This is a genomic window from Chryseolinea soli (genome assembly GCF_003589925.1).
Lineage (GTDB): Bacteria > Bacteroidota > Bacteroidia > Cytophagales > Cyclobacteriaceae > Chryseolinea > Chryseolinea soli.
Genome location: NZ_CP032382.1, coordinates 264,495 through 278,362, shown reverse-complemented (window position 1 = coordinate 278,362; position 13,868 = coordinate 264,495). Strand labels below are relative to the sequence as shown.

Sequence of the window (13,868 nt, the reverse complement as noted above, 5' to 3'; positions counted from 1 at the left end):
GTAAACTAAATGTTCAATGAAAACTAATCTACCTTACCAACTGATCCGATATGGCCTTGCGATCGTGCTGACCACGCTTTCGGCAGCCTTAACGGCGCAAACCGTTTTGGATGGCTATGTCTCCGAAGGGTTGAAGGACAACCTGGTGCTGCAGCAAAAAGACATCACGCTGCAGCAGGCACAACAGTCCCTGCAGATTGCCCGCAGTTACTTTTTTCCCTCTGTAAATCTCCTGGGTGACTACACGTCGGGCGAGGGGGGAAGAAGTATTGCCATTCCGGTAGGCGACTTGCTCAACCCGGTGTATGCCTCCCTCAATCAACTCACCCAAGGCGACAAGTTTCCGCAGATCGAGAACGTGAACCAGAATTTTTTTCCGCACAATTTCTATGATGCACGGGTGCGCACGTCGCTGCCGTTGGTGAACACCGACCTGTATGTGAACCGGTCCATCCAAAGCCAGCAGATTGTGCTCAAGCAATACGAGGTCGAGCTGTATAAAAGACAGCTGGTGCTGGATATCAAGTCGGCCTACTTTAGTTACCTGGCGGCGGTGGCGGCGGTGAAGATCTATGAGAGCGGGCTTGGGTTGGTCAATAAGAACGTGGAAGTGAATGAGTCGCTGCTGCGCAATGGCAAGAGCTTGCCCGCGAACTACCTGCGCAGCAAGAGCGAAGCCGAACGCGTGAAGGCCGACTTGAACAGTGCGGAGAACCGCGTAGTCAATGCCCGCAAGTATTTTAATTTTTTATTGAACAAGCCCTTGGACCGGGAGATTGAAGTCTCTTATACTTTCTCGGACGCCACGGCTTTGGATACGGCGTCAACCGACATCGCTTCCCGCGAGGAACTGAAAATGATCAAAACCTCGCGCGACATCAATGCCGCTTCCATTCGCCTGAACAAACTCACCCGCGTGCCAAAAGTGAATGCCTTCCTCGACCTGGGTTCGCAAGCATCCGATTGGAAGTTCAACGACAAGTCGAAGTACTATCTCGTCGGTGTGCAACTTTCGCTCCCGTTGTTTCAAGGTTTTCGAAACAACATCAGCATCCGTCAGAACACATTGGAGATGCGCAAAACAGAGTTGAACCTGACGCGCACCACGGAACAGCTTCAGCTTGCTGCGGATGTGGCCAAGAACGATTTGCAAACCACCATACAAAACTATGCCGCAGCGCGCGAGCAATTGAAATCGGCGCAGAGCTACTTCAACCTGGTGGAAAAGGGCTATCAGCAAGGTATCAACACGCTGATCGAATTTCTGGATGCACGCAACCAGCTTACCTCTTCACAGCTCCAACAAAACCTGAGATTGTTTGAAATGCTCACGGCCGAAGCCCGGCTGGAGCGCGAGACCGCTTCTTATACTTTCTAAAAAAAATATCAATCCGAATCCATATGAACACTATCCAAAAGAATTTTCTGTTTGCCGGTGCCATCCTGTTGACGACTGTGGCGCTCCAAGCCTGCACCGACAGCAAGGGCGAACGCAAGGCGATTCCCAACGCCGCCGAGCCCGTGCCGGTGAAAGTCATGTCACTGGAAAAATCGACCAGCCTCACCGACATCAAGGCTAGCGGCCAACTCACCACCGACGATGAAACGACCTTGAGTTTTAAGAGCGGCGGCGTGGTCGGCGCCGTGTTGGTGAAAGAAGGTGAAGCCGTAAAAAAAGGACAACTCCTCGCCACGCTCGACCTCACGGAATTGAATGCACAAGTGGCCCAAGCCCGCTTTAGCTATGAAAAAGCACAACGCGATCTCCAACGCGTCACCAACTTGTATCGCGACAGCGTGGCCACCCTGGAGCAACTGCAAAACGTGCAGACCGGCCTCGACATCGCCAAGCAACAACTGGAAGCTGTGACATTCAACCGGACCTTTGCCGAGATCCATGCACCGGCCAACGGCTTTGTGTTGCGCAAGTTTGTGAACGCCGGCCAGGTGGTGAGCACGGGCAACCCCGTGTTGGAGACAAACGGTGCAGCGAAAGGTGACTGGATCCTTAAGGTTGGGGTGAGCGATAAACAGTGGGCAACCGTGAAGAACGGCGACAAGACCAGTGTGCAGATCGACGCCTTCCCGGAAAAGACATTTAAAGGCACTGTACTGAGAAGATCGGAAACCTCCGATCCGCAGACCGGCGCCTTTACACTGGAATTGAAAGTGGATAACGATGGCGTGAAGCTGGCGGCCGGCATGTTTGGTTCGGCTGTGATCCACTCCGGTGTATCGGTCACTTCGTGGAGTGTTCCCTATGAAGCCGTGCTGGACGCCAACGGAAACGAAGGCTTTGTGTTTGTGACCGACGATTCACGCACCGCCCGCAAACAGCCCGTCACCATTGCTTCATTTGATGGGGCCACCATTCGCATCAGCGCGGGTCTCGAAAATGCCACTGCGCTGGTCATTGCCGGCAGCGCCTATCTCTCCGATCGTTCGCCCATCCAAATCCTTAAATAAGCGGTTATGAAAATTTCTGAATATGCGGTAAAAAATTATCAGTTCACGCTCATCATGTTTTTGATGGCCGCCGCCGTGGGCATCACCACGCTGCTCACCATGCCGCGCAGCGAAGACCCGGATGTGGAGTCGCCGCAGTTTGCGATGATCATTGTGTATCCGGGCACAAGCCCCAAGGATATGGAAGAGTTGGTGGTCGATCCCATCGAGGATAAAGTGAACGAGTTGGAAGACATCAAACGGATCCGCACCACCATCAGCGATGGTCTGGCCGTGTTTCGTGTGGAGTTTAAATATGAGAGCGACCCGGATGAAAAATACCAGGAGCTGATCCGTGAATTGAACAGCCTTCGATCGGAATTGCCCAAGGACATATATTCAATGGAGGTGAATAAATTCCAGCCTTCGGATGTGAACATCCTGCAGATCGCCCTCATTTCGGAAAACGCTTCGCGTACCGTGTTGAAGAAACAAGCGGAAGCCTTGCAAGACGAGTTGGAGAAAATTCCGATGTTGAAGAACGTGGAGATCCAGGGCTTGCCGGAACAGATCGTTCGCATTGAGTTGCGTTTGGAAAAGATCGCGCAGATGCACATTCCGATGGACGCCATCATTGGCAGTTTGCAAAGCGAGATGGCCAACATTCCCGGGGGCAGTGTCATCGCCGGTTCCAAATCGTTCAACATCAAAACGAGCGGGAACTATACGAACCTGGATGAGATCCGGAATACGATTGTCTATACCGCAAACGGTAAAAATATTTTGTTGAGCGATGTCGCCGACGCATCCATTACTTTTGAAGAAGCTACGCACATTACGCGCCTCAACGGTCACCGTTGTGTGTTTGTGGTGGCAGCTCAAAAGCCTGGACTCAACATCACACAAACGCAAAAAGTGTACAAACCGGTGTTGAAGCAATTTGAGGCGACACTGCCGTCGAACATTGCCATGGTGAACCACTTCGATCAGGCTGACAACGTGAATGGACGTTTGGCGGGATTGGGTAAGGACTTTCTCATCGCGATCCTCCTCGTGTCGATCACCCTTCTGCCCTTGGGTGGACGCGCTGCCACGATCGTGATGATCTCTATCCCCTTGTCGCTGGCCATTGGATTGGTGTTGTTGAACTTGCTCGGGATCAGTTTGAATCAGTTGAGCATCGTGGGGTTGGTAGTGGCGCTGGGCTTACTGGTGGACGATAGTATTGTGGTGGTGGAAAACATCGAACGATGGATGCGCGAAGGTCATTCGCGACTGGACGCCACCATCAAGGCAACACGCCAGATTGGGTTGGCCGTTGTGGGCTGTACGGTGACGCTGATCATCGCCTTCATGCCCCTGGTGTTTTTGCCGGAAGGCGCGGGAGACTTTATCCGCGGGTTGCCCCTGGCGGTGATCATGGCCGTGCTGGCCTCCATGCTGGTGTCGTTGACGATCATCCCGTTTTTGTCGAGCCGTATTTTGAAAGACAAGGGCGATGATCACGGCAACATTTTCCTGCGCGGTTTGCAACGATTGATCCACGGCAGCTATTCGCGACTGTTGGACAAGGCTTTGCAGAAACCCGTGATCACGCTGGTGGCTGCCGGTATCATTTTCTTTGCTTCGTTGCAGCTTTTCCCCATCATCGGCTTCGGGCTTTTCCCCGCATCGGAAAAACCACAGTTCATCATCAATACCATCACCCCTTTGCAAACCAATTTGGAAAGAACGGATACGGTTTCCCGCTATGTGGAGAGGGTGGTTTCGGCCATTCCTGAAGTGTCGTTCTTTGCTACCAACGTAGGCAAGGGTAATCCCCGGATCTATTACAATGTGTCGCAGGAAAACGAGCACACGGATTTTGCACAGACCTTTGTGCAGTTGGACGAACATGCTTCCCCCGAGAAAAAATTGGAGATCATCAATGCGTTGCGCGATCAGTTCAACCAGTATCCTGGTGCAAAGATCGAGGTGAAGAACTTTGAACAAGGCCCGCCCGTGGCTGCGCCGATAGAAATTCGCCTGATTGGCGACAACCTGGATACACTCCGAGCATTGGCGGGTCGCGTCGAACACATGCTGAAACAAACCGAAGGCACGTTGTACGTGAACAACCCCGTCAGCAATTTGAAGAGCGACATGCGCGTGGTCATCAACCAGGACAAAGCCCGGATGACGGGTATTAATACAGTGGATATCGATCGCACCGTTCGGCTTGCCGTGGCCGGCCTGGATATGGGAAGTTTCTCCGACGCAGAGGGAGAGGACTACAGCATTCATCTGACCACTCCAAAACAGGAACGCGCCACGTTGGCATCGCTCGAAAATCTTTTTGTGAATAATCGTCAAGGCGCCGCTGTGCCGTTGGCGCAGATCGCCGGGTTGCAGTTGGAGACATCGCCGCTCCGGATCGATCACTACAATAAAAATCGCATGGTGTCTGTTTCGGCCTTTGTGAAAAAAGGTTACCTCAACGATAAAGTGATCCGCGAAGTGGTGAGCAAGATGGAGTCGACCAAATTACCTGCCGGCTACAGCTTTATGATGGGTGGCGATGTGGAGGCCGGCAACGAATCGTTTGGCGGATTGGGAACGGTGATCATTGTGACGGTCTTCATGTTTGTGGCGGTGTTAGTGCTCATGTTCAAAACGTTTAAGAGCACGCTGATCGTGTTGAGCGTTATTCCGCTGGGGGTTGTGGGCGCGGTGATCGCGTTGTTCCTGACGGGTAACTCGTTGTCTTTTGTTGCCATCATTGGGTTGATAGCGCTGGCGGGTGTGGAGGTGAAGAACTCGATCTTGTTGGTGGATTTCACAAATCAATTGCGGGCGCAAGGGAAATCGATCGACGAAGCGATACGGGAAGCAGGGGAGGTCCGGTTTTTGCCAATCGTGCTTACTTCTTTGACGGCGATTGGTGGCTTGATGCCGATTGCATTGTCGGTGAATCCTTTGATCTCTCCATTGGCGATCGTGTTGATTGGTGGGTTGATCAGCTCCACACTGTTGTCGCGGATTGTGACGCCCGTCGTATATAAACTTATTCCTCCGAAGGTGGTGTAGGTCGTCAGATCATCTTCGCTAGAGCTTCGGCGAGCAAAGGACGCAAAGAAAGGCGCAAAGGCAGTGCTTCTCTTTGCGTTCTTCTTGCGTCTCTGCGCCTCAAATCTTGAGCCGCCTCGCGCTACCTTTCAAAATCAAACTTCGCCTCCTCCGTCACACCTTTCCAAGTATCGGTCCGGAACGGACCCGCCGGAAATCCTTCCTTATTATACAGATTATCATCGCCCGCATCATCCGCCCATCCATATCGCACAGCGATGGGCGCTCTCACGTCATCGCTAGACACCACTACATGATCCCCTTCGATGTACGCCTTGGCATAGTGAAATACATGATCTTCTCCCGCTACCTCAAAGCCTTTTACATAACCATACCGGTCTTTCACCATCAACCCACTGCCCATCGAATTAAACGCGAGCTCGACTTTTCCCGTCCCCAAGAGCACAGTTTTGCACACGGGCCCGGTGTACACGACGTTCTTTCCATACGTGTCGTGCAACGCAATCGCGGCTAATCGTTTTCCGACATCCTGCTTGTTCCGCGGATGGATGTCATGCGACTCGCCGATGTCGGTGGTCACGGCCATGCCTGTGCGGGGCAGACTTAGGGTGAGCGTCTGTGCTTCGCGCAGCTCGGCCCAGCCGCTACCGTTTTGACTGTTGCCGTGGTTGGCATCATAGCTGGCAAGCTGGACGAAATAGAACGGGAAGTCGCCTTGTCCCCAATGTTTGCGCCAGTCGGTGATCATCAGTGGAAAAGCTTTTCGATATTGATACGACCGTCCCGCGTTGGATTCGCCCTGGTACCAGATGGCGCCCGTGATGGTGTATTGCAGCAGCGGGTGAATCATGGCGTTGTATAAGAGTGTGGGGTAACTGTTTGGTCCCACACCATTCCCTGTCATCAACGACTCTACGCGATAGGACCAGGGACCCGTCAACGGGAACGCTGCGTTGGAGAGGGAGAGGTGCATGTCCTCAGGATTTCCATTCACACCGCCTCCACCGCCCGTGTCCTGTACCCGGATGGCAATCACATTTTTTCCTTCTCTTAAAATATTTGGAGCGATGTTATACACCCGCTTGGCACTGTAGGAGTTGGTGCTCCCCACCAGGAGGCCGTTCACGTAAGTTTGATCGGCATCGTCTATAGCACCCAATGATAGTGTAGCGGCTTTGCCGGCCTGTTCGGCGTTGAGGGTAATGGTTTTGCGAAACCACACATAGCCATCGACGTCGCCAAGCGCTTGCGTTTCCCACATCGTGGGGAGGTTCATGGTGAGCCAGGAGGCATCGTTGAAGTTGACGTCTTTCCAGGTGATGAGAACGGCTGTGGACACATTGAGGCTACCTTGAAGTTTCTCGATGCGCGCTTGGGTGGCGGCCGCTTTTGCATTGGCGACGCTGTCCAGGTTTAGGTGGGGCATGGATTGGATCATCGACCGGAATTCGTCGCTGCCTTCGAAGGCACTGCGGCTGGTCCAGGTTTCGGAATGTGTGCCACCCCAGGATGTGTTGATCAGGCCGATGGGGATGTTCAGTTCCTTATACAAGTCGCGTGCAAAGAAATAACCAACGGCCGTGAAGTCGCCCACGTGCGCGGGATCGCAGACATTCCATTCACCACCGGTCACGTCGTCGCTGGGGGTTGTGGCGATGGTGAGCGGTACTTTGAAGTGACGGATCTGCGGGAAATCGGCTTGCGCAATTTCGGAGGCGGCATTGTTGGTGTTGCGCACGACCCATTCCATGTTCGATTGCCCGGAGCAGATCCACACATCGCCTACGAGCACATTGCTGAGGGTGATGTTATTCTTTCCCTTTACCGTAAGGTCGTAGGGGCCACCGGCGGGCTCATTGGCGAGGACCACTTTCCATTGGCCGTTTTTTCCGGTCGTGATGGTCTTGGTTTGGTGATTGAATTGAACGGTGATCTTCTCTTTGGCATCGGCCCAACCCCATACCGTGATGGCATGGTTGCGTTGCAGGACCATGTTGTTGCTGAAGATCCGGGGAAGTGTCACATTGGCGAGAGCCGATCCGGTGAGGAAAACGAGCAGGGCGCAAAAATTCAATGTTCTCATAAAGACGGTTTTGGGTGATCGTTGAATGCTACAAAGGCAGCGATGATCAAGTTTAGCATAACCCGTCAATTTATCAAGCCCTTCATGGAATTCGGCGACGGGTTTGTACAGCATCGTTTCGGCGGAAAGATTATAAATGTTATTTTAGGTGCATCCTTGTGTGATCCCGGTTTGTGCTGACCTGTTGCGTATGGCTTTTGTTTGATCTTTAAACCTGAAGAACATATGACCAAACCTATTCTCTGCATCGCCCTGCTTTTAATGGCCACCCTGATCCAGGCGCAGGAAAGCCACCACGACGATCCCCCGACCTTGGCCATCGGCGCGGCAGCCCCGGATTTCAACCTGAAAGGCATCGACGGAAAATTCCACGCGCTCCAGGAATACACGGCCGCTAAAGCGTTGGTCATCGTCTTCAATGCCAACCATTGCCCTACCGCGCAAGCCTATGAAGACCGCATCATGGCCATCACGCGCGATTATAAAAGTAAAGGTGTCGACGTGGTGGTGATCTCGTCCAACAATCCCCCGGCGCTGAACCTGGCGGAGTTAGGATACACGGAGTTTGGAGACACCTATGACGAAATGATCATTCGCGCAAAAGACAAATCGTTTAATTTCCCCTACCTCTACGACGGCGACGATCAGAAAGTGGCGCTGGCCTACGGCCCGGTGGCCACGCCGCATGCTTTTGTCTTTGACAAAGACCGCAAGCTTCAATACACCGGCAGGCTCGATCAGCACGAAAAGCCAGGAACGGGCAATGGCGAAGACCTTCGCAACGCCATCGATGCGGTGTTAGCGGGTCGAAAACCGGAGCCGGCCACCACCAAAGTGTTTGGCTGCAGCATGAAGTGGTCGTGGAAAAATGAATACACCGAAAAGCTGCTAAAAGAATGGGCGGCCATGCCGGTTTCGCTCAACGAGATCGACGTTGCCGGTGTACAAGAGCTTTTGAAGAACAAAGGCGACAAGCTGCGTCTCATCAACATTTGGGCGACCTGGTGCGGACCGTGTGTGCAGGAGTTTCCCGACTTCATCACCATCGACCGCATGTATCGCGGGCGTGATTTTGAATTCATCTCCATCAGTGCCGACAAGATCGCCAGCAAGGAGAAGGCCCTCAAATTTTTGAAATTGAAGCAAGCCGCCAACACGAACTACATTTTTAATAAGGATAACATTTACGACCTGATCGAAGCCGTGGATCCGAAATGGCAGGGTGCGTTGCCCTATACGGTGTTGGTAGAACCGGGAGGCAAGATCATCTACAGCCAGCAGGGACCCATCGACCCGTTGAAAATGAAAAAACGGATTGTGGAGAATGCGTTGATCGGGCGGTATTACTGAGGCGCCCATCCCAGGTCTGCATTGGGGGAGCTTTGATTTCGAGGTTGGCTGCCGGCCAGCAGTGTTGGCTTCTTACGCCCAACTCCTTACCTTGTTCCTTTTACGTGAAGATCATGAGAGCACTTCTTACCATCGGGTTCTGCCTGGTGCTGTTGGCAGCGGGGGCGGAATCGCGGACGGATAGTTTATTGCACGAACTCAACGCCACCATTGCCAGACGGGAGGGATATCTGAAAGAAAAGCAGGAACGCATTGCCCGCTACACCGCGGCGACACATCAGGCGAAGGATGCGGCGTTGTTTGATCTTTACCTGAAGATCTATGAAGAGTACAAGTCCTTCATTTATGACTCAGCCTTTACCTACGCCCGCAAGCTCCAGGACATCGCTTATCGAACAAAAGACCCCATTCGCATCACCCAGGCCAAACTGAAGTCGGGTTTTGTGCTGGTTTCGTCCGGGCTCTTTCTGGAGGCCTTGGATACTTTGCGGAGCATACGCTCGCGTGGTCTGCCGGATAGTACGCGCCAGGAATACAATTACCTGATGGCCCGCACGTGTTATGATCTGTCGGATTTTGACCGCGATGATTTTTACAGCCGTCAATACACCGACCGCGGTAACCGGTTTATGGACTCCGCGCTGTTGCTGACACCTCCCAATTCCGCCCACTACAAATTGTTGCAGGGATTGAAAAGTACACGGCTCCGCGACATGCGTCAGGCGCAGCAGGCGTTCGAAGAGATGATCGGCCGCTACAAAGTCTCCGACACCGATTTTGCCGTGGCGGCCAGCACGCTCAGTTTTATTTACTTCTACTCCGATCAGCTCCAGAAATCCAAGGAAATGCTGATTCGTGCCGCCATTGCCGACATCCGGGCCAGCACCAAGGAAACACTGGCCACCCTAAACCTGGCCGACATGTTATATAAGGAGGGTGACATCGAAGGCGCCTACAAATATGTGAAGGTGGCCATGGAAGACGCCAACTTCTACGGCGCCCGCCACCGCAAGGTGCAGATCGCGGCGGTGTACCCCATCATCGAGGGCAAGCAGCTCAACATCATCGAGTCGAGACGAAGGATGCTCTTTTTATATTCTACGGCGATTACCGTGCTCACGCTGATGACCATTGCGTTTGCCGTCATTATCTACAAGCAATTCCAGCGCTTGCAGGTGGCCAAAAAAACCATCACCGAAGCCAACGACGTGTTGACGGAAACCAACCATCAACTGGGCGATGCCAACAAGATCAAGGAGGAATACATTTGGTATTATTTCACCACCACGGCCGAATACATCACCAAGATCGATGTGTTGAAGAAATCCCTGGAGATGAAACTGATGACCAAAAAGCTCGAAGACCTTCGCTTTACGGTCGAAAGCATCAACATCAAAAAAGAGCGGGAGGAATTGTACCACAACTTCGACATGGTGTTTTTGAAACTGTTCCCCGATTTTGTGACCATCTTCAATTCCTTTTTTAACGAGGAGGATCGCATTCATTTGAAGGAGGACCAGCTGCTGAATACCGAGTTGCGGATCTTTGCCCTCATCCGCATGGGGATCCACGACAATGAAAAGATTGCGAAGATCCTGGACTATTCCGTTACCACCATCTATACCTACAAGACCCGCATCCGCAACAAATCGATCCTTCCCAACGAAGAATTCGAGAAGAAGATCATGGCCATCCGGGCCATTTAGTGATCTCAACGGATTGGTTAACGGTTGAAAAGCTGAGAAACCGTTGAGATTTTCCGACCATCCCAATCCAGCCAATCCGTTGTCGGTCAATTTGTTGACGCCGAAACAGCCATAAGATTTTCTAGATTTTCACGGGACAAATTGATCGTGCCGTTGGCACCTGCTTTCCTTTGTTATGCCCGCAAACGTTTGAAGGAGCCTTCTTTCACAGACATTGTGGCGGCAGATTTTAACAGCTCAAACCAACAGCATATGATGAAACTCTATTCAATCGCAAGGGGTATGGTCTTGCTCTGTTTCCTGGCCACGACGGCCTGGGCGCAAAGCCGCACCATCACGGGATCGGTGAAGTCGGCAGACGACGAAAACTTTCTTCCCGGTGTAAACATTCTGGAAAAGGGTACCAGCAACGGCACGGTGACCGACGCCCAGGGTAACTATTCCATCCTGGTAAAGGAAAACGCGACGCTCGTTTTTTCTTTTGTAGGCTATGCTTCGACGGAGGTGCCCGTCGGCAACCAGACCACGATCGCGGTGACTTTGTCGCCGGACGTTTCCACATTGGAAGAAGTTGTGGTCGTAGGCTATGGTACGGTGAAAAAGACCGATGCCAGTGGATCGCTTGCCGTGGTCAACTCCGAGACGTTTAACAAAGGCGTGGTGAACTCACCCCAGGAATTGATCATGGGGAAGACCGCCGGCGTGTCGGTCACCACCAACAGCGGTGCGCCCGGCAATACATCGACCATCCGCATCCGGGGTGGCTCTTCGCTGAGTGCCAGCAACGATCCCCTCATTGTGATCGACGGCGTGCCGGTGAGCAACACCAACCTGGGCGGGTCACCCAATATACTGGCCACCCTAAACCCGAACGATATTGAAAACTTCACCGTGCTGAAAGACGCCTCGGCCACGGCCATCTATGGCTCACGCGCTTCCAATGGGGTCATTATCATCACCACCAAACGCGGTGGCAAAGACTTCAAAGTAAACTATAGTGTAACCGGCACGATGTATACCGCGCCGAAGAAAGTAGATGTGTTCTCGGGCGACGAATACCGCGCCCTGATGAATGAGCAATTTGCCGGCAACAACGCCGTTCTGAAACTTTTGGGAACGGCCAACACCGATTGGCAGAAAGAGATCTTCAGCACCGCCTATGGGCAAGATCACAACCTCAATCTCTCCGGTACCGCCAAGAAAACGCCGTATCGTGTTTCGGTTGGCTACAACAATACCGACGGCATCCTCAACACCTACAACTTCAAACGCACGACAGCCTCCATCGGTCTCGACCCCACGCTCCTCAACGGTAATCTCAAGATGAACATCAACGTGAAGGGGATGTACAACCAGAACAACTTTGCCGACCAGGCTGCCATCGGCAACGCCATCGCCTATGATCCAACGCAACCCGTTTACAACGGCAACAAGCGCTGGCGCGGCTACACCACATGGACCACAGGCGGTCCTGAAGGCAACAGCATCAACCTGGCGCCCGGCAACCCCGTGGCCCGGCTCGACATGACCGACAACACGTCGACGGTGAAGCGCAGCATTGGCAACGTGAAGTTCGACTATGCGCTTCCGTTCCTGAAAGACCTGCACGCCAACCTAAACCTGGGCTACGACTACTCCGAAACCAAAGGCCACAACAACGTGCGCGACAGCACGCAATGGATCTATTTGCCCACGGTTGCCGGAGGACAGATCAATCCTTACACCGCGACCGCCAAAAACCAACTGCTGGATTTTTACCTGAACTACTCCAAAGAACTTCCCAGCATCAACAGCAAGATCGATGTGATGGGTGGATATTCGTGGTCACACTTCTATAGCTCCGGTGCCGATTCAACAATGAATCAGAAGAGTGAAGCCGCTACGCGCGTCAACATATATGAAACGGAATACTACCTGCTTTCTTTCTTCGGAAGACTGAACTATACCTACAAAGGAAAATACATCCTCACGGGAACCTTGCGCGACGACGCCACATCGCGTTTTGCACCAAAGAACCGTTGGGGATTGTTCCCCGCCTTTGCCCTGGCGTGGAAGATCAATGAAGAAGACTTCATGAAGGAGAACAAAACGTTTTCCGATCTGAAGCTGCGACTGGGCTATGGAGTCACCGGTCAACAGGATATCTACGGTAACGACTATCCTTACATTGCCACCTATACCCGAAGCGACAATGCCGCCCGTTATCCCTTTGGCAGTTCATTCTACAACACCTTGCGTCCCGATGGATACGATCAGAACATCAAGTGGGAAGAGACCACCACCATCAATGCGGGGTTGGATTTTGGGTTCTTCCAGAACAGGCTCACGGGTTCGTTGGATGTGTATGAAAAGAAATCCGATAACCTCATTGCCTACATTCCCATTCCTGTGGGCACTAACTTCACCAGCTCGCTTACCACCAACGTGGGCAGCATGAAGAACCGCGGTATCGAATTGAATTTGAGCGCCGACATTATTTCCACCGATAACCTGCAGTGGACGTTGGGCTGCAATGTGACCTACAATAAAAATGAGATCACGCGGCTCAACCTGAGCAACGATCCCAACTTCATCATTCCACTCGGGGGCGTTGGCGGTACAACTTCGGGAACCATTCAAGTGCAGAAGGTCGGGTACTCACGCGCTTCGTTCTACACCTATCAACAGATCTATGATTCCAACGGTAAGCCTATCGAAGATGCCTATGTCGATCGCAACAAGGATGGCGTGATCAATACCAGCGATCTGTATGTGTACAAGAAACCGGATGCCACTGTCTACATGGGTATCAACTCGCGATTGAATTACAAGAACTGGGACTTTGCTTTCTCCGGGCGAGCCAGTTTTGGCAACTATGTGTACAACAACGTGGCCGCGAACAGCACGTACCGCACGCTATACAATTCTATGGAATACCTCAGCAACGTGAGCAAACTGGCCAACGAAACAAAGTTCACCACCGCCCTGAACACACGCTTCAGCGACTATTACGTCGAGAACGCCTCGTTCTTCCGCATGGACAACATCAACTTCGGTTACAGTTTCAGGGAATTGTATAAAGAGAAGTTGAACGTGCGCATCGGCGCCGGCGTACAGAATGTGTTTGTGATCACGAAGTACAAAGGTCTTGACCCCGAAATCTCCGGCGGCCTGGATAACAACTTCTTCCCGCGCACGCGTTCCTTCTTCCTGAGTCTGAATGCTACCTTTTAATCTAA

7 protein-coding genes are annotated in these 13,868 nt (G+C 52.5%); 6 read left to right on the top strand and 1 reads right to left on the bottom strand.

Annotated features, from left to right (window positions below):
- The first annotated feature begins 16 nt into the window (after positions 1–16).
- The 3 genes from D4L85_RS00970 to D4L85_RS00960 are packed head-to-tail and all read left to right on the top strand — an operon-like array spanning position 17 to position 5,511.
- Positions 17–1,378, top strand: coding sequence for a TolC family protein (locus D4L85_RS00970; RefSeq protein ID WP_119752559.1), 1,362 nt, complete (start codon positions 17–19; stop codon positions 1,376–1,378).
- A 23-nt stretch (positions 1,379–1,401) separates the two neighbouring features.
- Entirely contained in the window at positions 1,402–2,466 is a 1,065-nt protein-coding gene (locus D4L85_RS00965; protein ID WP_119752558.1) for an efflux RND transporter periplasmic adaptor subunit, read from the top strand.
- Positions 2,467–2,472: 6 nt separating this feature from the next.
- A complete protein-coding gene (locus D4L85_RS00960; protein WP_119752557.1) occupies positions 2,473–5,511 on the top strand; it encodes an efflux RND transporter permease subunit in 3,039 nt (1,012 codons plus the stop codon).
- A 121-nt stretch (positions 5,512–5,632) separates the two neighbouring features.
- Here D4L85_RS00960 and D4L85_RS00955 read toward each other — a convergent pair whose 3' ends face one another.
- Positions 5,633–7,594, bottom strand: coding sequence for a sialate O-acetylesterase (locus D4L85_RS00955; protein ID WP_119758607.1), 1,962 nt, complete (start codon positions 7,592–7,594; stop codon positions 5,633–5,635).
- Between the two features lie 225 nt (positions 7,595–7,819).
- On the opposite strand from D4L85_RS00955, the gene D4L85_RS00950 reads away from it, so the two are divergent.
- The 3 genes from D4L85_RS00950 to D4L85_RS00940 all read left to right on the top strand — a co-directional run bounded on the left by D4L85_RS00950 (position 7,820) and on the right by D4L85_RS00940 (position 13,863).
- Positions 7,820–8,944, top strand: coding sequence for a redoxin family protein (locus tag D4L85_RS00950; protein WP_174236139.1), 1,125 nt, complete (start codon positions 7,820–7,822; stop codon positions 8,942–8,944).
- A gap of 113 nt (positions 8,945–9,057) precedes the next feature.
- Complete coding sequence (locus D4L85_RS00945; RefSeq protein ID WP_119752556.1) at positions 9,058–10,650, top strand: DUF6377 domain-containing protein; 1,593 nt, start codon at positions 9,058–9,060, stop codon at positions 10,648–10,650.
- 252 nt (positions 10,651–10,902) lie between these two features.
- Entirely contained in the window at positions 10,903–13,863 is a 2,961-nt protein-coding gene (locus tag D4L85_RS00940; RefSeq protein ID WP_119758605.1) for a SusC/RagA family TonB-linked outer membrane protein, read from the top strand.
- The last annotated feature ends 5 nt before the right edge of the window (positions 13,864–13,868 follow it).

What these genes read in the sequence shown, in the direction of transcription:
- D4L85_RS00970 (WP_119752559.1), top strand. Translation starts at nt 17, where the DNA reads ATGAAAACTAATCTACCTTACCAACTGATCCGATATGGCCTTGCGATC.
- D4L85_RS00965 (WP_119752558.1), top strand. Translation starts at nt 1,402, where the DNA reads ATGAACACTATCCAAAAGAATTTTCTGTTTGCCGGTGCCATCCTGTTG.
- D4L85_RS00960 (WP_119752557.1), top strand. Translation starts at nt 2,473, where the DNA reads ATGAAAATTTCTGAATATGCGGTAAAAAATTATCAGTTCACGCTCATC.
- D4L85_RS00955 (WP_119758607.1), bottom strand. Translation starts at nt 7,594, where the DNA reads ATGAGAACATTGAATTTTTGCGCCCTGCTCGTTTTCCTCACCGGATCG.
- D4L85_RS00950 (WP_174236139.1), top strand. Translation starts at nt 7,820, where the DNA reads ATGACCAAACCTATTCTCTGCATCGCCCTGCTTTTAATGGCCACCCTG.
- D4L85_RS00945 (WP_119752556.1), top strand. Translation starts at nt 9,058, where the DNA reads ATGAGAGCACTTCTTACCATCGGGTTCTGCCTGGTGCTGTTGGCAGCG.
- D4L85_RS00940 (WP_119758605.1), top strand. Translation starts at nt 10,903, where the DNA reads ATGATGAAACTCTATTCAATCGCAAGGGGTATGGTCTTGCTCTGTTTC.